The sequence below is a fragment of the Acidimicrobiales bacterium genome (assembly GCA_035512495.1).
GTDB lineage: Bacteria > Actinomycetota > Acidimicrobiia > Acidimicrobiales > CADCSY01 > DATKDW01.
This window is the reverse complement of sequence record DATKDW010000051.1, coordinates 1-17,880: the sequence shown is the minus strand read 5'-3', so window position 1 is coordinate 17,880 and position 17,880 is coordinate 1. Positions and strand designations below refer to the sequence as shown.

At 73.0% G+C, this 17,880-nt stretch carries 22 protein-coding genes; 8 read left to right on the top strand and 14 right to left on the bottom strand.

Annotated features, from left to right (window positions below; genetic code table 11):
• Window positions 1–4 precede the first annotated feature (4 nt).
• The 6 genes from VMN58_06925 to VMN58_06900 form a co-directional block, all read right to left on the bottom strand.
• The gene (locus tag VMN58_06925; GenBank protein ID HUF32927.1) at window positions 5–937 is read right to left on the bottom strand and encodes an LLM class F420-dependent oxidoreductase; all 933 of its coding nucleotides are present in this window, start codon (window positions 935–937) and stop codon (window positions 5–7) included.
• A gap of 44 nt (window positions 938–981) precedes the next feature.
• Entirely contained in the window at window positions 982–1,884 is a 903-nt protein-coding gene (locus VMN58_06920; GenBank protein ID HUF32926.1) for a cytochrome c biogenesis CcdA family protein, read from the bottom strand.
• Window positions 1,885–1,891: 7 nt separating this feature from the next.
• The gene (locus tag VMN58_06915; protein HUF32925.1) at window positions 1,892–2,545 is read right to left on the bottom strand and encodes a TlpA disulfide reductase family protein; all 654 of its coding nucleotides are present in this window, start codon (window positions 2,543–2,545) and stop codon (window positions 1,892–1,894) included.
• A 198-nt stretch (window positions 2,546–2,743) separates the two neighbouring features.
• Entirely contained in the window at window positions 2,744–3,106 is a 363-nt protein-coding gene (locus VMN58_06910; protein HUF32924.1) for a WhiB family transcriptional regulator, read from the bottom strand.
• 106 nt (window positions 3,107–3,212) lie between these two features.
• The gene (locus VMN58_06905; GenBank protein HUF32923.1) at window positions 3,213–3,458 is read right to left on the bottom strand and encodes a hypothetical protein; all 246 of its coding nucleotides are present in this window, start codon (window positions 3,456–3,458) and stop codon (window positions 3,213–3,215) included.
• A 125-nt stretch (window positions 3,459–3,583) separates the two neighbouring features.
• Window positions 3,584–4,795, bottom strand: a complete 1,212-nt coding sequence (locus VMN58_06900; GenBank protein HUF32922.1) for a hypothetical protein — start codon at window positions 4,793–4,795, stop codon at window positions 3,584–3,586.
• Window positions 4,796–4,879: 84 nt separating this feature from the next.
• On the opposite strand from VMN58_06900, the gene VMN58_06895 reads away from it, so the two are divergent.
• Window positions 4,880–5,626 (top strand): acyl-ACP thioesterase domain-containing protein, encoded by a 747-nt coding sequence (locus VMN58_06895; protein HUF32921.1) that lies wholly within the window; start codon window positions 4,880–4,882, stop codon window positions 5,624–5,626.
• Here the strand turns inward: VMN58_06895 and VMN58_06890 are convergent.
• Together VMN58_06890 and orn are read right to left on the bottom strand one after the other, a co-directional pair.
• Entirely contained in the window at window positions 5,623–6,705 is a 1,083-nt protein-coding gene (locus VMN58_06890; protein HUF32920.1) for an MBL fold metallo-hydrolase, read from the bottom strand. The genes VMN58_06895 and VMN58_06890 overlap by 4 nt on opposite strands.
• A gap of 57 nt (window positions 6,706–6,762) precedes the next feature.
• Window positions 6,763–7,335, bottom strand: coding sequence for an oligoribonuclease (gene orn, locus VMN58_06885; protein HUF32919.1), 573 nt, complete (start codon window positions 7,333–7,335; stop codon window positions 6,763–6,765).
• Window positions 7,336–7,360: 25 nt separating this feature from the next.
• Here orn and dut point away from each other — a divergent pair, with 25 nt between their 5' ends.
• Window positions 7,361–7,798, top strand: a complete 438-nt coding sequence (gene dut, locus VMN58_06880) for a dUTP diphosphatase (protein HUF32918.1) — start codon at window positions 7,361–7,363, stop codon at window positions 7,796–7,798.
• A 143-nt stretch (window positions 7,799–7,941) separates the two neighbouring features.
• Here dut and VMN58_06875 read toward each other — a convergent pair whose 3' ends face one another.
• Complete coding sequence (locus VMN58_06875; protein HUF32917.1) at window positions 7,942–9,267, bottom strand: YibE/F family protein; 1,326 nt, start codon at window positions 9,265–9,267, stop codon at window positions 7,942–7,944.
• 90 nt (window positions 9,268–9,357) lie between these two features.
• Between VMN58_06875 and VMN58_06870 the strand changes: the two genes are divergently transcribed.
• On the top strand, window positions 9,358–9,534 hold the full coding sequence (locus VMN58_06870; protein HUF32916.1) for a CsbD family protein: 177 nt from the start codon (window positions 9,358–9,360) through the stop codon (window positions 9,532–9,534).
• A gap of 111 nt (window positions 9,535–9,645) precedes the next feature.
• On the opposite strand, the gene VMN58_06865 is transcribed toward VMN58_06870, so the two are convergent.
• Both VMN58_06865 and VMN58_06860 read right to left on the bottom strand, forming a co-directional pair.
• Window positions 9,646–10,392 carry an RNA polymerase sigma factor SigF gene (locus VMN58_06865; protein ID HUF32915.1) on the bottom strand — a complete coding sequence of 249 codons (747 nt, stop codon included), beginning with the start codon at window positions 10,390–10,392 and terminating at the stop codon, window positions 9,646–9,648.
• A gap of 2 nt (window positions 10,393–10,394) precedes the next feature.
• Complete coding sequence (locus VMN58_06860; protein ID HUF32914.1) at window positions 10,395–10,781, bottom strand: hypothetical protein; 387 nt, start codon at window positions 10,779–10,781, stop codon at window positions 10,395–10,397.
• 137 nt (window positions 10,782–10,918) lie between these two features.
• Here VMN58_06860 and VMN58_06855 point away from each other — a divergent pair, with 137 nt between their 5' ends.
• On the top strand, window positions 10,919–11,368 hold the full coding sequence (locus VMN58_06855) for an ATP-binding protein (protein ID HUF32913.1): 450 nt from the start codon (window positions 10,919–10,921) through the stop codon (window positions 11,366–11,368).
• An 85-nt stretch (window positions 11,369–11,453) separates the two neighbouring features.
• Entirely contained in the window at window positions 11,454–11,711 is a 258-nt protein-coding gene (locus VMN58_06850; GenBank protein HUF32912.1) for a hypothetical protein, read from the top strand.
• 60 nt (window positions 11,712–11,771) lie between these two features.
• Here the strand turns inward: VMN58_06850 and VMN58_06845 are convergent, their stop codons facing one another.
• Window positions 11,772–12,956, bottom strand: coding sequence for an acetyl-CoA C-acetyltransferase (locus tag VMN58_06845; protein ID HUF32911.1), 1,185 nt, complete (start codon window positions 12,954–12,956; stop codon window positions 11,772–11,774).
• 120 nt (window positions 12,957–13,076) lie between these two features.
• Between VMN58_06845 and ccrA the strand changes: the two genes are divergently transcribed.
• The 3 genes from ccrA to VMN58_06830 all read left to right on the top strand — a co-directional run bounded on the left by ccrA (window position 13,077) and on the right by VMN58_06830 (window position 16,058).
• Window positions 13,077–14,414 carry a crotonyl-CoA carboxylase/reductase gene (ccrA, locus tag VMN58_06840; GenBank protein ID HUF32910.1) on the top strand — a complete coding sequence of 446 codons (1,338 nt, stop codon included), beginning with the start codon at window positions 13,077–13,079 and terminating at the stop codon, window positions 14,412–14,414.
• A gap of 9 nt (window positions 14,415–14,423) precedes the next feature.
• Window positions 14,424–14,891 (top strand): methylmalonyl-CoA epimerase, encoded by a 468-nt coding sequence (gene mce, locus VMN58_06835; protein HUF32909.1) that lies wholly within the window; start codon window positions 14,424–14,426, stop codon window positions 14,889–14,891.
• A gap of 99 nt (window positions 14,892–14,990) precedes the next feature.
• Window positions 14,991–16,058 carry an amidohydrolase family protein gene (locus tag VMN58_06830; GenBank protein HUF32908.1) on the top strand — a complete coding sequence of 356 codons (1,068 nt, stop codon included), beginning with the start codon at window positions 14,991–14,993 and terminating at the stop codon, window positions 16,056–16,058.
• A gap of 81 nt (window positions 16,059–16,139) precedes the next feature.
• Here the strand turns inward: VMN58_06830 and hemG are convergent, their stop codons facing one another.
• Window positions 16,140–17,525 (bottom strand): protoporphyrinogen oxidase, encoded by a 1,386-nt coding sequence (hemG, locus tag VMN58_06825; GenBank protein ID HUF32907.1) that lies wholly within the window; start codon window positions 17,523–17,525, stop codon window positions 16,140–16,142.
• The coding region (locus tag VMN58_06820; protein HUF32906.1) for a uroporphyrinogen decarboxylase family protein at window positions 17,522–17,880 on the bottom strand (359 nt) is incomplete at its 5' end. The genes VMN58_06820 and hemG, both read right to left, overlap by 4 nt.

Sequence of the window (17,880 nt, the reverse complement as noted above, 5' to 3'; positions counted from 1 at the left end):
CGCGCTACGTGAGCCGGGGCAGGACCTGGTCGCCGAGCAGGGCGATGTGGTCGAGGTCGTCGACGTCGAGGACCTGGAGGTACACGCGGGAGGCGCCGGCGTCGGCGTAGCGGCCGATGGCATCGACGACCTCACCGGGCAGGCCGCCGGCGCCGTTGGCCCGGAGCTCGTCGGGTTCGCGACCGATGGCGGCCGCCCGGCGCTCCACCTCGGCCTCGTCGGTGCCGCAGCACGCCACGAGGGCGATGGAGTACGTGAGCTCGTCGGGGTCGCGGTCGATGGCCTCGCACGCGGCACGCACCCGCTGGCACTGGCGTTCGAAGCGGTCGACGGGAGCGAAGGGCAGGTTGAACTCGTTGGCGAAGCGGGCGGCCAGGGCGGGCGTGCGCTTCTTGCCACCGCCACCGATGATGATCGGGGGTCCGGGACGCTGCACGGGCTTGGGGAGGGCGGGGGAGTCGGCCACCTGGTACTGCGACCCGTCGAAGGAGAAGCGCTCGCCCTCGGGCGTGGCCCAGAGGCCGGTGATGACCTCGAGCTGCTCCTCGTAGCGGTCGAAGCGCTCGCCGAGGGAGGGGAAGGGGATGCCGTAGGCGGAGTGCTCGGCGTCGTACCAGCCGCTGCCGAGGCCGAGCTCGACCCGGCCGCCGCTCATCTGGTCGACCTGGGCCACGCTGATGGCGAGGGGCCCCGGCAGTCGGAAGGTGGCGGCCGTCACCAGGGTGCCCAGGCGGATGCGAGAGGTCTCCCGGGCCAGGCCGCCGAGGGTGACCCACGCGTCGGTGGGGCCGGGCAGGCCGTCGCCGCCGCCCATGGCCAGGTAGTGGTCGGAGCGGAAGAACGCGTCGAAGCCGTGCTCCTCGGTGGCTCGGGCCACCCCGAGGAGCTGGTCGTAGGTCGCTCCCTGCTGGGGCTCGGTGAAGATGCGGAGGTCCATGCCCCGACCCTACGGACTGGGTGCGCTTGGCGCCCCACCTCGGGTCAGGCGGTGGTCACGGGCTCGGTGTCGCCCTCGCCCTCGACCTCGTGCCCGGCGCCGGGCAAGTCGTGCCGCTCACGACGGTGGAGCAGGGCGCCGCCCACGACCGCGGCGACCACCACACCGGCGAAGGTCAGACCCAGGCCGACGCCACCGTTGCCCAACCACCCGGCCATGTCGGCCGACCAGCGCTCCACCGCGCCGAACGGGCTGGTGGTGGCGTTGAGCGGGTCACGTGCCCACACCCCGTAGTAGACGAGGTAGGCCCCGACGAGGACGAGCAGGACGCCGGCGACGCGGTCGACGTACTGGAGGGCGGCACGCACCCGCCGCACCATCGACTCCCGGGCCAGCGCCAGGGCCACCGACAGCACCATGAGCACGACGCTCATCCCGAGGGCATAGGCACCGAAGGCGAAGAGGCCTGACAGGGGATTGGAGCGCTCCGTGGTGCCGGCCACGACGGTGAGGAAGAGCGGGAGGGTACAGCTCAGGGACGCGATCGCGTAGGAGACGCCGAAGAGGAACATCGAGCCGAACTGCCGGCTCCCACCGCCCCGGTCGAGGCGGGGGAGGGCCACCTTCAGGCGGTAGCCGAGGAGCATGGCCCCGCCGAGGCCGACGAGGCCGAGCCCGATCACGATCGTGAGCCAGGGCATCCATCGGTAGATCGAGGTGACACCGGCGTTGATGGGGATGCCGAGGGCGCTGAAGACCACCAGGAACCCCGCCGAGACCGCGGCCGCGGCGGCCAGGGCTCGTGGGACCCGCCCACCGCCGTCGGCTCGCTCGTCGTCGAGGCCGATGAAGTAGGAGAGGTAGGCCGGCAGCATGGGGAACCCGCAGGGGTTGACCGCTGCCACCATCCCGACGGTGAAGGCGTAGGCGAGGGGGACCTCGATCACGGGTGCCTCATGCCCGCAGGGCCTCGGCCCGCTCGCGGATCTGATCGAGGGTCAAGGCCCCGGTGGCGAGGTGCACCACCGTGCCGTCGGCGGCGACGAAGAAGGTGCTGGGAAGGACCACGCCCCCGAGATCGGCGAGCAGGCTCCCGCTCGGGTCCCTGCCGATGTCGTAGGTGACGCCGGTGCGTTCGATCATCCGCTGCGAGTCGGCGACCTGGTCGCGCACGGCGATGCCGAGGAAGGCCACCTCGCCGGCCAGCTCCTGGCTCACCTGCTCGAGGTCGGGCATCTCCTTGATGCACGGGGCGCACGACGACGCCCAGAAGTTCACGACCAGTGGGGTCCCCCGGTAGTCGGCGAACGAGCGGAGCTGGCCGTCGAGGTCCGGGAAGCGGTCGTCGGGCAGTCGGGTCCCGCCGGCGGTGTCGCCCCGGTCGGACTCGTCCTGGTCGGGGGTGAAGCGCAGGACCACCTCGGGCTCCGGGCGGTCGGCGGGGGGTTCGTCGACGAGAGCCCCGTAGACCAGGGCGGCGGCGGTGCCGGCACCGACGGAGACCACGGCGGCGAGGCAACCCAGGACCAGTGGGTGGAGCCGCGGGCGCGGTCGGCGTGGGGGGCCGCCGGGTGCCGGCGGCGACGGGGTGAGGGTGTCGGTGGCCATCGGGTCTCGTCCGCAACGCTACCGGGGGCCCCGGTCGGGCGGCCCATCGGCTCCCGGCATCCACGGTCCCCCGGGCGCTGCCGCGGCCGTCGCTCAGTGGCTGTCGCGACGGGGCGGCAGGGCGCCCGGGGGCGGGGACCTTCGGCGGGTCGGGCAGGGGGGGGACCCGACCCGCCGAGTCCTGGGGGGAGGCGATGGTCAGGCCGACTGGATGGCCGGCACGACCACGACCTCGACGCCGTCGATCACGATGACCTCGGCAGGTCGCTGCTTGGGCGGACGGCCCCGGCGCCGCTTCTGGGGGAGGATCCGCCCGTTGACGAGCAGCTCGCCACCCCAGACACCCCAGGGCTCCCGCCGCTCTATCGCCTCGTTGAGGCAGCGACCCTGGACCGGGCAACCGGAGCAGATGTGCTTTGCCCGGGCGATGTCGAGCAGGTCCTCGGAGAAGAAGAGCTCGGTGAGGGCGCCGCTGCCGTCGTTGCAGGCAGCCAGCGACCACACGTCGCTCCCGGGTTGCTCGTCGGCGTCGGTCTCGATGAACTGCACCTCGGCGAACATCGTTCGTGTGCTCCTCGTGCGTGGGTCGTGCGGGGTTGATGGGGAAAAGGAGAAAGGCCGTCGGGATGTCCCGACGGCCTGTGGAGTGCGCTCCTGCTCGGAGGTCTCAGAGCAGAGGATCCCAGGGCCGGCGGGTGCCGTTGGACGGGGTGGTCGTGCGACCGGTGGCCACGTAGTTGGCCTCGGCGCCCTTGACGAGGGTGCCGGTGCAGGTCACGAAGGACCCACGGGCGTCGCCGGACGCGATGCCGGGCATGACGAGGCCAGTGGGCCAGGCGCGACCGGTGGCGTGACGCGCGTGGTGCCGGTTGGCTGCCATGTCCATGGCCTGCATCTCGGTCATCAGCGTCATCACACCTCCTCGGTTCTGGCGGCCTCGGTGTGCCCGGTGGTCGGGCGGCCACGGGCATCGGACCACGGCCCTAGCGGGACGTCAACTGCTTTTCCGGATTTTTCTCCCCGGTGCCTGCTGACCGGTCAGCGGGCGACGGTGTCCGGAGCCGCGCGTGCCGGGCTCCCGCCGGTGGGAGCGCCCGGCTTTCTGACGGTGACCACCAGTCCGGCGGCGAGGAGCGCTGCGACCCCGGCCCCGAGGACCACGCCGGCGGTGTCGACGTGGCGCCCTGCCCACCCGCCGGCCAGGGCTCCAGCTGGCACGGCGGTCCACACCGCCAGGTGGAACGCCTGGAGGCCCGGCCCGTCGATGCCCCGGCCCGTGCCGGCGAAGAGCAGGACCCGGCTCAGGACGACAGCGACCATGGCCCCGCCTGCGGCCACCCCGAGGCCGACCACGGCGGGCTCGGGGCGGAGGGGGTCGGCCAGCAGGCTGGCTGCGGCGTGGCCGGCGCCCACGGTGAGGAGGCCGGCCACCAGCCCGGCCCGCACCCCGAGCAGACGCCCGACTTCGGGGGCGATGAGGCCGCCGGCGGTTGCGGCGACGGCGAGCCCGGCGAGGAGCAACCCGAACGCCGGCGCGCCGAGCCCGAGGTCGTCGAGAGCGAAGAGCACCAGCACGCCGATCACAGCACTGGTGGCGGCGGCTGCCAGCACCGCGACCGCGGTGACGGCGGTGCTGTCCCGCGCCGGCCGGACCCCTGAGGGCGTGGTGGCCCCGTCGTCGGTTCGGCTGGGGATCGTCCGGCTCACCGAGAGGGCGCTCAGCGCGGCGAGGGAGAAGACGCCGACGTCGAGCAGCAGCGGGGCGGCCGAGATCACCTCGTACAGGAGGCCACCGGCGACCATTCCCACCCCCACCGCCCACATGCCGGCGGCGCTGAGCCGTCCGCCGACGAGGCCCCCGCCGAGGCTGTCCGCTCCAGCGGACTCGCCGTCGTCGGTGAGGATCTCGCCGAGGCCCACCACGAACGCGGCGACCTGGACGAGGAGGATCGTCTCGTCGTTGGTGAGCACCACGAACCCGAGCACCCCGAGGGCCACTGCCCGCATGGTGTCGACGGCGCCCATGGTGGTGCGGCGGTCGACGGAGCGGAGCAGCAGCGGCCCCAGCGCTGCCGTCAGTACCCACGGCAGGTGTTGGGCGGCGATGACCCCGGCGACGGCGAGGGGGTCGCGCGTGATCCCGGCGGCCAGGAGGGGCAGGGCGGTTGCGGCGGTGCCGTCGCCGAGGCCGGCGAGGACCGACGCGCGGCGCAACCGTCGCTGGTCGGTGCCGAGGTCGGGGCCAGCCACGGCGGTCACGGTAGGCGACCGGTGCGCCGGCACCGAGCCGGCCCCGGTTTGACGTCGTGGCCGCCCTGGGGTCGGCTGACGGCCGTGGACCGCCCGGAGCCTGCCGACATCGCCGCCGACCTGGTGCCGCTGCCGGAGGTCGGCCGCCGCTTCACCACCTCGCGTCGGGTGCGCCTGGCCGATGCCGACGCGACCGGCCGTCTGCGTCTCGACGCCGTCGCCCGCCTGCTGCAGGACGTGGGCAACGACGACTTCGCCGACGCCGGCCTTGATCCGGGCTCGCCCTGGGTGGCGCGCCGCACGGCCGTGGCGGTCGAGGCCTGGCCACGGCTGGGCGAGCGGGTGCAGGTCACGACGTGGTGCGGCGGGCTCGGGAGCCGGTGGGCCGAGCGGCGCAGCACGCTCACCGGCGCCGCCGGTGGTCGGGTCGACGTGGCGTCCCTCTGGGTCCACCTCTCCGATGCGGGCCGCCCCACCCGCCTGCCGGACTGGTTCCTCGACACCTACGGCGAGGCGGCCCTCGGCCGGGTCGTCTCCTCGCGCCTCTCCCACCCGGCGGTCCCCGTCCGGGCCACCGGCCGGCCGTGGGCCGTCCGGGCGACCGACCTCGACGTGCTGGGCCACGTCAACAACGCCGCCACGTGGGCCGCTGTCGAGGACGAGCTGTGGCGCCGTGGCGCAGTGCCGCAGCGGGCCGAGCTCGAGTACCACGCCGCCATCGACCCGACCGACGACGTGATCCTGCGCGTCGCCGAGGGGTCGGCCCTCGGCCTCTGGCTCACGGCCGGTGCGGCCACCCGCGCCTCGGCCAGGGTGGCCGTCGGCGGCTAGCCCGCCGAGAGGTCGTAGCGCAGTGCGTCGTCGTCGCGGCGGACCTCGGCCCGCCCCGCGAGGCGCAGGTGCTCGAGGTGGGCGAAGGTCTCGCTCTCGGCCATCGGTCCCCAGCTGCGCTCCTTGAAGAGGCGCTGGGAGAGCTCTCCGACGGTGGCCCACCCGAGGTCGTGCGAGGCGGCGATGAGCTCGGCCAGTCGCGCCTCGTGGTGCTCGCGGATCTCGCCGGCCCGCCCGGCGAGGTCGTCGAACGGCTGGCCGTGGGCGGGGAGCACGGTGGTGACCGGTCCGACGGCGGCGATGTCGTCGAGGGAGCGGAAGAACCCCTCGAGGGGGTCGGGACCGGCGCCCACGCCGGAGATGTGCGGGGTGATGGTGGGCAGCACGTGGTCGCCCGACAGCAGCACCCCGGTGGCGGGGTCGTGGAGGCACAGGTGGTCGAGGGTGTGGCCGGGCGTGTGGTGGGCCACCCACTCCCGTCCGCCGAGGTCGAGGACCTCGCCGTGGCGGACCCGCCGGCTCGGCTCCGGCGGGGCGAAGCGCGTGCCGAGCAGGCGGTAGCCGATGCGTCGTCGCAGGGGCGGGCGGTGGCGGTCGCCGCCCCAGGGCGTGGGTCCGGCCCATGGCGGCCCGGGCCGCGCGGGGACATCGCCTCCCGCGTTGGCCGGCCCGTCAGCGTCGACGTGCTCGTGGGACGGGTCGTCGCAGGTGCACGGGGTGGACGCCCAGCGCCGGAAGGCGGTGTGGGCGACGAGCTCGGCTCCGGACTCCCGCGCGAGCCGCTTGGCCCCGCCGTAGTGGTCGGGGTGGGAGTGGGTGACCAGGACGGTGTGGATCCGGCGCATGCCGATCCCGGCGGCGGCCAGGCGGGCGGTGAGCGCCTTCCACGACGAGGGTCCGGGCAGGCCGGGGTCGACCACGGCGACCCCCCGGTCGTCGCAGATCGCGTAGGTGTTCACGTGGCCGAGGCCCGGCAGCGAGATGGGCAGCTGCAGGCGCAGCACGCCGGGTGCCACCTCGACGACCTCCTCCTCGGCCGGGAGCTGCTCCTGGCGTCGGGGGCGCTGGGTGCTGGTCACGCTCCGAGCGTACTTGACCCGGCGGTCAAGTTCCTCGGGCCGACGGTCGTCGCGACGTCAGACTGCCGGGTCGGCGGGCGGGGGGCCGGCCTCGGCGGCGGGCTTGAACATCGCCTCGCGGTAGTAGCGCAGCTCGGCGACGCTCTCCCGGATGTCGTCGAGGGCACGGTGCCCGCCGGTCTTGCGGGGGGCGCGGGTGATCACGCCCGGGTACCACCGCCGGGCCAGCTCCTTGATGGTGGAGACGTCGACCGAGCGGTAGTGGAGGTGATCCTCGATCTCCGGGAGGTAGGCGGCGAGGAAGCGCCGGTCGGTGCCGATGGAGTTCCCGCACAGCGGCACGGTGGCGGCTTCGGGCACGTGCTCCTTGACGAACGCCAGGGTGGCGGCGCCGGCCTCCTCGAGTGTGGTGGTCGACGCCGCGATGGCGGTGAGGAGGCCCGATCGGGTGTGCATGTCGCGGACGAAGTCGTCCATGAGCTCGAGGACCTCGGGGGGTTGGTGCACGACGAGGTCGGGACCTTCGGCGATCACCTCGAGCGCGTCGTCGGTGACCAGGGTGGCGACCTCCACGATCACGTCGCGTGCGGGGTCGAGGCCGGTCATCTCCAGGTCCATCCAGACGAGCACCCGGCGGATCGTAGGCTGCCCGACCGTGATCGACGTCCCCGTGGTGCGCCTCGACCCCGACCTGCCGTTGCCCGGCTACGCCCGGGAGGGCGACGCGGGCGCCGACCTGCTGGCCCGCGAGGGCGCCATGCTGGCCGCCGGCGGGGGCCGTGCGCTGGTCCCCACCGGGATCGCTCTCGCCCTCCCGCCGGGTTACGCCGGGTTCATCCAGCCCCGGAGCGGGCTGGCCCTGCGACACGGGGTCACCTGCCTCAACACTCCCGGGCTCATCGACGCCGGCTACCGCGACGAGCTGAAGGTGCTGCTCGTCAACACCGACCCGGAGCACGACTACGAGGTGCACCGCGGCGACCGCATCGCCCAGCTGGTCGTCCAAGCGGTCGCGCACTGCGCCTTCACCGTCACCGACGCCCTCCCCCCAACCAGCAGGGGAGGCGGTGGCTTCGGCTCAACGGGGAGGTGAGTGACGGTCCCCGTCACCGGCGGAAGGTTCGCCTCGGCCGCAGGCCGAGACCGCTGAACGGCGCAGTAGCGGGTGGCGCCGAACGGAAGGGACCCGCCCGGAGCTTGCGGAGGGTGGGAGGGTTCCGTCGGCGACGGGCCCCGCTACCCCCAGAAGGAGCGCTCGCCGCGGCTGCGGAAGTGGCGGGGGTCGTTGTCGGCCGTGGGTGTGGTCGCCGCCGCCTCTTTGGCGGCGGGCACGGCCTCGGCCTCGTCGGGCGGCTCGTCGCCGTCGACAGGGTCCTCCCCCTCGGTGGACGGCGGCTCGGGCCCCCGCACCACCAGCGCGGCGAGGCCGGTGGTGAGCGGGACCGAGGCCACCAGGCCGATGCTGCCGCAGAGGGTGCGCACGATCTCGACTGCCACGAGCTCGCCGTTCACGGCGTCGAGGAGCCCGATGTCGGCCTGGGTGAAGATCAGGAACAGCGGCAGCGAGGCGCCGGCGTAGGCCAGCACGAGGGTGTTGACCGTGGCGGCGATGTGATCGCGGCCGATGCGGATGGCCGAGCGGTAGAGCTCCCAGCGGGTGTACCTCGGGTTGGCCCGCTGCAGCTCCCAGACCGCCGACGCCTGGGTCACGGTGACGTCGTAGAGCACGCCGAGCGTGCCGATCACGATCCCACCGAGGAGCAGACCGGTGAGGTCGAGGTCGACGGCCGAGATCGAGAGGAAGAGCGCCTCCTCGTCGGCGAGGCCGGAGAAGCGCGAGGCGGCCACGAAGATGGTGGACAGCACCCCGACCAGGGCCAGGCTGCCGAGGCTGCCGAGGAGGGCGGTGGTGGTGCGGGCGTTGAGGCCGTGGGCGAGGTAGAGGGAGACGAAGGCGATGAACGACGAGCCCACCAGCGCCACCGCCAGCGGGTTCGAGCCCTCGAGCACCGCCGGCAGCACGAAGGTCGTGAGGGCGAGGAGGCTGATCCCCACGCCGAGCAGGGCGCGGAAGCCGTGGAAGCGCCCCAGGCCGATGACGGCGACGGCGAAGAGGATGCCGAGCACCAGCAGGGGGCCGCGCCGCTCGCGGTCGGCGAAGTAGTACTGGAAGTCCTCCTCGGCAGCAGCGGTGTAGCCCAGGACCACCCGCTCGTCGATGTCGAAGTCGACCCCGGCAGCCCTCGACTGGGGCTGGAGCGTGACGGTCCGGCCCCGGTCGGCGCCGCCGAGGATCTCGACGGTCGGGGTCACGCAGCGGATGTCGGCCTCGTCGGGGGTCCCGGGGCAGGGGCCGCGCTGGAGGCCGACCACCTGGGCGTCGACGAGGTCGTCGGGCGCTCCGAACTCAGCGCTCAGGTCCGGGCGGACCTCGCTCGGCCAGAGCACCACCAGCCCGGCGACGGTGGCGATGATGAGGGGAGCGAGGAGCACGAGGAGCATGCGCCTGGCCTGGGGGGAGGCCGGAGCCTCCTCGCTGGGGTGGACGTGGACGTGACCCATGACGCCAGCGTGCCCGACGCGGGGGTCCGCGGCGCGCACTCCCGGCCCGTCGGTGGGGTTGAGCCGTCGCCGTGTGGGTAACGCGCGGTCATGGCATCAGAGAACAAGGCAGAAGAGCTCAAGGGTCGGATCAAGGAAGCCGGCGGCGACCTCACCGACAACGACGACCTCAAGCGCGAGGGCAAGGCCGACCAGGCCTCGGCCTCGATCAAGGGCAAGGTCGGCGACGCTGTCGACTCGGTCAAGGATGCCGTCACGAAGGACTGACCACGTACCAGGGGCCGGGCGCACCCCAGGCCATCCCACCGATCCCGACGGGGCGGCTGACTCCCACCAGCCGCCCCTTCGGCGCGCTCGGGCGGTGGGTCCGCAGCGTCGCTACCCGGCCACTTCGCGCAGCTGCTGGAGGCTCCGGGTCAACAGGCGCGAGACGTGCATCTGGCTGATGCCGATCTGCTTGGCGATCTCCGACTGGGTCATGCCCTCGTAGAAGCGCAGGTACAACATGATCTGCTCCCGCTCGGGCAGTGTGTTGAGCAGCGGGCCGAGGGCGGCGCGCCGCTCCGCCCGTCCCAACTCGGGGTCGAGCTCGCCGAGCTGGCCGAGCAGGCCCGGGCTCTCGTCGTCGTCGGTGCGTCCGGCGTCGAGGGACGTGGAGCGGTAGGCCGAGCCGGCTTCGATCGCCTCGGTGACCTCGTCCTCGGTGGTGCCCGCCCGCCTTGCGATCTCCCCGATGGTGGGCGAGCGACCCAACTCGGTGGAGAGGTCGTCGATCACCCGGGTGACCCGCAGGTGCAGCTCCTGGACGCGGCGAGGGACGCGCACCGCCCAACCCTTGTCGCGGAAGTGCCGCTTGAGCTCACCGACGATGGTGGGGGTGGCGAAGGTGGTGAACTCGAGACCCCGGCCCGGGTCGAACCGCTCGACCGCCTTCACGAGCCCGAGCGACGCCACCTGGACGAGGTCGTCGAGGGGTTCGCCTCGGTTGGCGAAGCGGCGTGCCAGGTACTCGGCCAGGCCGATGTGCGCCTCGATGAGCTCGCCGCGGAGCCGCTGGTCACCTGAGGAGGCGAACGCACGGAACTTCTCCATGAGCGCTTCCTTGTCCGACCGGTCGAGGGCCATTATCAGCTCCCCGTCCGCCGCTTCACCAGGCGAAACCGGACCTCGTCACCCTCGAGGGCGAGGCTGCTCTCGTCGACCACGGCGGAGAGGATCTGCGCCGAGAGCTCGCTGGGGGTCGGCGTGACGACCTTCCCGTCGAAGCGACCGATGCCCTCGATGACCAGCTGGGCTGGCTCGAGGCGGTAGGTGATCGTCAGGGAGCCCGCGCGCCCGTGGGTGCCCACCAGCGCGAAGCAGAGCTCGTCGACGGCGATCTTGACGTCCTCGATCTCGTCGAAGCTGAACCCCAACCGGCCGGCGAGGCCGGCGGCGGTCAGACGGGCAACCCGCAGGAGCTGCGGGGTGGCCGGCATGGCGAGGACGACCTCTTCGCCCTGCACGTCGATCACGCTCGTCTCCGCCTCCTCCCGCGGGCTCCGTGCCTGCGGCCTCGCAACCTAACACCGGACCCGTTTGGGCTCCCCGCCCGCCGACCGGTACAGGCTCTGGAGGGTCCGGCGGAGGGGCGCGCTAGGTTGAGCGCGCCATGACCACCCAGGCTGAGCTGGTCCGTCTCGAGATCCCCGCCCTCCCCGCCTTCGTCGGCGTGGCTCGCACCGTCATCGTGGCCATCGCCACCTCCATCGAGGGCATCGACGACGATCGCCTCGAGGACCTGCGCATCGCGGTCTCGGAGGCGTGCACCAACGCCGTCGAGGCCCACCGCTCCGAGGAGATCGAGCAGCGGGTGGTCCTGCGGTGCCTCCTCGACGACGAGCACCTCGAGATACGCATCGAGGACGCCGGCGGTGGTTTCGACCCCGACTCGCTGTCCACCCCGAGAGGCGAGGACCCCGAGGGGCTGCGCGCCGAGCGCGGGTGGGGGATCCAGCTGATCCGCGCCTTGGTGGACGACGTCACCTTCAACCGGAGCGGCAACGGCACCGCCGTCTCCCTCGCCATGCGGCTCTCCCCTGCGGGCGGCGACCTCGGTTGACGCCGGGCTCGGACCGCCTCGGTGGTCCGTCGCCTAGCCTTGACGCCCCGCTGCGCCCCGCAGTCCGCACCCGGGGAGGAGGCCGATGGCGAGGACCAACCTGATCGCCCACGTCAAACACCCTCGGGGCCTCGATGTCGTCGTCGACGAGTTCGCCGCCGTGATCCTCGATCTGGTGTCTGACGCGGTGCTGACCCGGGCCATCCACCACACCGAGGTGCTCCTGCCCCTCGGCCCGCTCACCCGCCAGGCAGGGCGCGACATCGTCGAGGCCGCGGTGGAGGCGGCCGGACTCGCCGTCGACGACATCAGCTGGCGGGAAGAGGCCGACACCCCGGCGTAGGCCGCCGAGCGCGACGAAGGCCGGGGTCGTCCCCGGCCTCCGGTCGTCTGCCCGCTCGTCCTAGAGGGTCTTGAGCAGCAAGGCGTCGCCCTGGCCGCCACCGCCGCAGAGGGCGGCGGCACCGGTGCCGCCGCCACGGCGCTTGAGCTCGTGGAGGATGGTGAGGGCAAGGCGGGTGCCCGACATGCCGATGGGGTGGCCGAGTGCGATCGCACCGCCGTTGACGTTGGTGATCTCGTCGGTGATGCCGAGGTCGGCCATGGACGCCAGGCCCACCGCGGCGAAGGCCTCGTTGAGCTCGAAGAGGTCGACATCGCCGACCGACATGCCCGCCTTGCCGAGCGCCTTGTTGATGGCACGGGAGGGCTGGGTGAGCAGGGAGGCGTCAGGCCCGGCGACCTGGCCGTAGCCGAGGATCTCGCCGAGGGGGGTCACACCGAGCTCGTCGGCCTTTGTCTTCGACATCACGACCACGGCGCCGCCGCCGTCGGAGATCTGGCTGGCGTTGCCGGCGCTGATGGTGCCGTCAGGGTCGAAGGCGGGCCTGAGCTTGGCCAGCGTCTCAGCGGTGGTGCCGGGGCGCACGCCCTCGTCCTCCTCCACCAGCACCGGGTCGCCCTTGCGCTGGGGGACCTCGACGGCGACGATCTCGTCGCTGAAGCGGCCCTCCTTCATGGCAGAGGCGGCCCGCTCGTGGGAGGTGGCGGCGAAGGCGTCCTGGTCCTCGCGGGAGATGGTGCCGGCGGCCTTGGTGTACTTCTCGGTGCCGGCGCCCATGGCGCACACGTCGAAGGCGCAGAACAAGCCGTCGTACATCATCGAGTCGACGACCGTCTTGTCGCCCGCCCGGTAGCCGGCGCGTGCACCGGGGAGCAGGTAGGGGGAGCTGGTCATCGACTCCATGCCACCGGCCACCACGATGTCGGCGTCGCCGTTGGCGATGAGCTGGTCGGCCAGGTAGATCGAGTTCAGGCCCGACAAGCAGACCTTGTTGATCGTGGTCGCGGGCACCGACATCGGGATGCCGCCGCTGACCGCCGCCTGACGGGCGGTGATCTGGCCGGCGCCGGCCTGGAGCACCTGGCCCATGAAGACGTAGTCGACCTGATCGGGCGCCACGCCCGCCCGCTCGAGCGCGGCCTTGATGGCCAGACCACCGAGGTCGGTGCCGGAGAAGCCGGCGAGGGCCCCTGACAGCTTGCCGATGGGCGTGCGGGCCCCTGCGACGATGACGGAACCGGGCATGAGGTCCTCCCCCAGGTGGTGGATCGAGTGCAGGCCAGTCTAGGAAGGCGGCGGGCGTCGCGGCCAAAGCGTCGTCCGCCACGTTCCAGACCGGGGGCCCTCGGGGGTAGGTTGCGGGTCATGCAGGAGATCCTCGACGCCATCCAGGCCGGTGCGTCCGGCGACGACCTCGCCAACATCGCCCTCCCCGAGTCCTTCCGGGCCGCGACCGTCCACGCCGACGAGGTCGACATGTTCGAGGGGGTGGAGTCGAACGACAAGGACCCCCGCAAGGCGCTCCACGTGGAGGACGTGCCGCTCCCCGAGCTGGCGCCCGACGAGGTCGTGCTGGCGGTCATGGCCAGCTCGATCAACTTCAACACCGTCTGGACCTCGATCTTCGAGCCCCTGCCCACCTTCGGGTTCCTGAAGCGCCTGGGCAAGGAGTCCGCCTACGGTGCCCGCCACGACCTGCCGTACCACATCGTCGGCTCCGACGCCTCGGGCGTGGTGCTGCGGGTGGGCGACGCCGTGCGGAGCTGGAAGCCCGGTGACCGGGTCACCGTCCACTGCAACCACGTCGACGACCAGGACCCCTCGGCACACGACGACTCGATGCTCGGCGCCAACCAGCGCATCTGGGGCTTCGAGACCAACTTCGGCGGCCTGGCCGACCTGAGCGTGGTCAAGGCCAACCAGCTCATGCCCAAGCCCGCCCACCTCACCTGGGAGGAGGCGGCGGTCAACGGGCTGTGCAACTCCACCTCGTACCGCATGCTCGTCAGCCGCAACGGCGCCGGCATGAAGCAGGGCGACGTCGTGTTCATCTGGGGCGCCACCGGCGGCATCGGCGGCTACGCCACCCAGTACGTGCTCAACGGCGGCGGGATCCCCGTCTGCGTGGTGTCCTCGCCCGAGAAGGTGGCGCTGCTCAACGAGCTGGGCGTGGAGGCGGTCCTCGACCGCAAGGAGAAGGGCTACCGGTTCTGGTCCGATCCCAACACCCAGGACGAGTCCGAGTGGCGCCGGCTCGGCAAGGACGTGCGCGGCCTCGTGGGCGAGGACCCCGACATCGTCTTCGAGCACCCCGGCCGCCAGACCATGGGCGCCTCGGTGTTCATCGCCAAGAGAGGCGGCACGGTCATGACCTGCGCCGCCACCTCCGGCTACATGATCGAGTACGACAACCGCCACCTCTGGATGAAGCTGAAGCAGATCAAGTCCAGCCACTTCGCCAACTACAAGGAGTCGTGGGAGGCCAACCGCCTGCTGGCCAAGGGCATGATCCAGCCGCTGCTGTCGGCCACCTACGCCCTGGAGGATGTCGGCGAGGCGTCCTACCAGATCCACCACAACCTCCACGAGGGCAAGCTCGGCGTGCTGTGCCTGGCGCCCGAGGAGGGCCTCGGCATCGACGACCCGGAGTTCCGCGAGAAGGTCGGCGAGGACAAGATCACGCTGTTCAAGCGGCACTCCTAGGCTGGCGCCATGACCTTCGCGGCGAAGCAACCCTCCGACCCCGTCAACGACCAGGTGGTCGCCAGCCAGGACGCCACCCTGCTCACCGAGATCGACCACGTGGCGATCGCGGTGCACGACCTGGCCGCCGCCGTCGACTGGTACCGCGATGTCTTCGGCGCCGTCGTCGAGCATCGCGAGGTGGTCGAGAGCGACGGCGTCGAGGAGGCCCTCCTGCGGGTCGCCGAGTCCTACGTGCAGCTCCTCACCCCCACCCGGGATGACTCACCGGTGGCGAAGTACCTGGAGAAGAAGGGCGAGGGCATGCACCACATCGGCTACCGCGTCCGCGACTGCGCGGCGGCCCTCCAGGCGGTCAAGGACTCGGGTGGCAAGGTCATCGACCAGGTGCCACGGCCGGGCTCGCGCGGCACCACCGTGGCCTTCGTGCACCCGAAGGCCAGCTTCGGCACCCTGATCGAGCTTGTCGAGGAGTAGGGCCGGGGGCCTGCGCCCCTGCGCCAGCAGCCACCATCACCGCCCAGACGTGGTGGGACGGCCCGGGGCGAGGTCGGTCGCCGCCGGTAGCGTGCGGCGATGACCTGGGAGGGACCTGGCTTCGTCGACCACCACACCCACGTGTTGCGGGTGGCGGCCGGCGTGGAGCCGCCATGGTGCGACCCGGGCGACGCCGCCGCCGTGGCCGACTACCACCGGTCGGTGGCGGGGCGGTGGTCGACGCCCATGGACGAGCCCGACCCGCCGCTCACCGTCGATGACCACCTCCGGGGACAGCTCGAGCGGGGCCTGGCCCGGGCCGCGTCCCACGGCCTGGTCCAGGTCACCGAGGCGGGCATGACCGACTGGGCCTACTTGGAAGCGCTCCTCGCCCTGCGCCAGCGGGGGCCGCTCCCCGTGCGGCTGCGCCTCTTCGTCGCCAGCGGCATCGCCGACGTGGGTCGCATGGCCCGCACCGGCGACCCGTGGCTCGAGGTGGTGGGCGTGAAGTTCTACGCCGACGGGTGGGTCGGTCCACGGACGTGCGCCCTCTGCCGTCCCTTCGACGACGAGGACGACGCCGGTGTGCTGTTCCTCGACGCCGACACCCTGGCCAGCCGCGCTGACCCCTTCGCCGAGGCGGGCTGGACCCTCGCCACCCACGCCATCGGCGACCGTGCCATCGAGGCCTGCCTCGACGCATACGAGAAGGTCTACGGCAGCGACTGCCCCGAGGCCGCCCCTCGGATCGAGCACGCCCAGGTGCTCAACCCCGAGCTGGTCGAGCGCATGGCCACCCTCGGCGTGGTGGCGTGCATCCAACCCGGCTTTGCCGTGTCCGACGCCGAGACGGCCCGGGCCGCCCTCGGCGACCGCTGGGAGGATGCCTACCGCTGGGACACCCTCCTCGACGCCGGGGTGCGGGTGATCGCTGGCTCTGACTTTCCCATCGAGACGCTGTCCCCGCTCAAGGGGCTGCAGGTCCTTGCCACCGGCGACCACCTCGACGGTCGTCGGGCCGGTGCGCCCACCCTCCCGGTCGAGCGCGCCCTGCCGCTCATGACCGACGCCTCGGCCGGCACCACCGTCCTCTCCGACGACCCCCACACCGTCGCCGAGGACGAGATCGCCCAGATCGAGGTCGTCGAGGCCCGCCCCACCGGCTGACGCCCGATTGCGCCCCTGCTGTGCAGTGTCTCGATCGCCTCAAGTGCAGGTGCGCGGCGGCATGAAGCCCCGCCCCACAGGTCAGGACGAGGCGGTCACCGCGTCGGCGACGGTCTGTGCGGCGATTCGGCCGGTGCCGATGCACGCCGGGAGGCCGACGCCGCCCAGGGCGGCCCCGGCGAGGGCCAGGGTCGGCAGCTCGGCGGCCAGCCGGGCCCGGGCGTCGGCCATGCGGGTGAGGTGGCCCGGGCCGTACTGGGGGAAGGCGCGGTGCCAGCGGGTGACCCGCACCTCGATCGGCTCATCGCGGATCCCCATGGCAGCCTCCAGCTCGACCCGGAGGCGGGCGACGAGGGCGTCGTCGTCCATGGCCATGGCCCGCTCGTCGCCGGCCCGCCCGGCCGACACCCGCAGCAGCACCTGGCCCGGCCGGCCGAGGTGGGCCCACTTGCTCGAGGCCCACGAGCACGCCGTCATCAGACGCCCATCGACGCGGGGGACCAGGAACCCGCTGCCGTCGAGCGGTCCGGGCACCGACCGGTCGGCGTAGGCGAGAGCGACGAGGGCGACCGAGGCGTGCTCGATGCCCGCCATGGTGGACGCCACCGACGGAGCGTGGGGTTCCAGGAGCGGGGCGGCGGCGAAGGCGGGGACGGCCAGCACCACGGCGTCGGCCGTCTGTTCGCCGGCGCTGGTGGTGAGCGACCAGTGCCCGTCGGCATGGGTGAGCTCGGCCACCTCGGTGTTCGTCCGCAGCTCCACGCCGGCGACGGTCAGCCGGTCGGTCAGAGCGTCGATGAGGGCGCCGAGGCCCTCGGGCAGGGTGAGGAACACCGGCGCGCCCGGCTGCGGCGGCGCCTGCGAGGTGAGGTGGCGGGCGCCCTTCACCACGCTGGCGTCGTGGCGAGCGGCCGCCGCCAGCTGGGGGGCGACGGCGTCGATGCCGAGGGCGTCGGTGTCGCCGGCGTTGATGCCACCCAGGAGGGGGTCGATCAGGCGCTCGTGGGCCTCGTGCCCCAGCCGCCGGCGCATGACCGAGCCGATGGTGGCGTCGGACCCGAGCGGCGAACCGGGGAGGAGCGGCTCGAGGGAGGCCCGCAGGGCGCCGAGGGGGGAGAGCACGCCGGAGCGGAGCAGGGAGCGCACGTCGGTGGGCACGCCGAGGAGGAGCCCGGTGGGCAGCCGCCGAAGGCGCCCGCGGGTCCACACCCATGCCGAGCCGCTGGCCGGCGCCACCAAGCGGTCCTCGAGGCCGAGCTCGCGGCACAGCTGCACCGCTTCGGGCCGGCGGGCCAGGAAGGCGTCGGGAGCGAGGTCGAGGTCGACCCCGGCGAAGGGAGCGGTGGCCACCTTGCCGCCCATGTGGTCACCTGCCTCGAGCACCACCACCTCGACGTCGGACCGGTCGGCCAGCTCGTGGGCCGCCGCCAGCCCGGCGATCCCCCCACCGACGACCGCGACCCTCACGTGGTGGTCTCGGCGTGGACGAGGTCGACGACGCGGCGGAGGCGGTCGGGGTCGATCTCGGGCAGCACACCCCAGCCCAGGTTGAACACGTGGCCGGGCCCGGCGCCGGCGGCGAGGACCTGGCGGACCCGGTCGTCGAGCACGTCGTCGGGGGCGAAGAGCGTGGTGGGGTCGAGGTTGCCCTGCACAGCCCGGTCGGGGCCCACGATCTGGCGGGCTTCGTCCAGCGGTGTGCGCCAGTCGACGCCCACCCCGTCGGCGCCGGCTTCGGCCATGAGGCCGAGGAGGTGGCCGGTGCCAACCCCGAAGTGGATGCGGGGCACGCCGAGGTCGGCGAGGCCGTCGAAGATGCGCC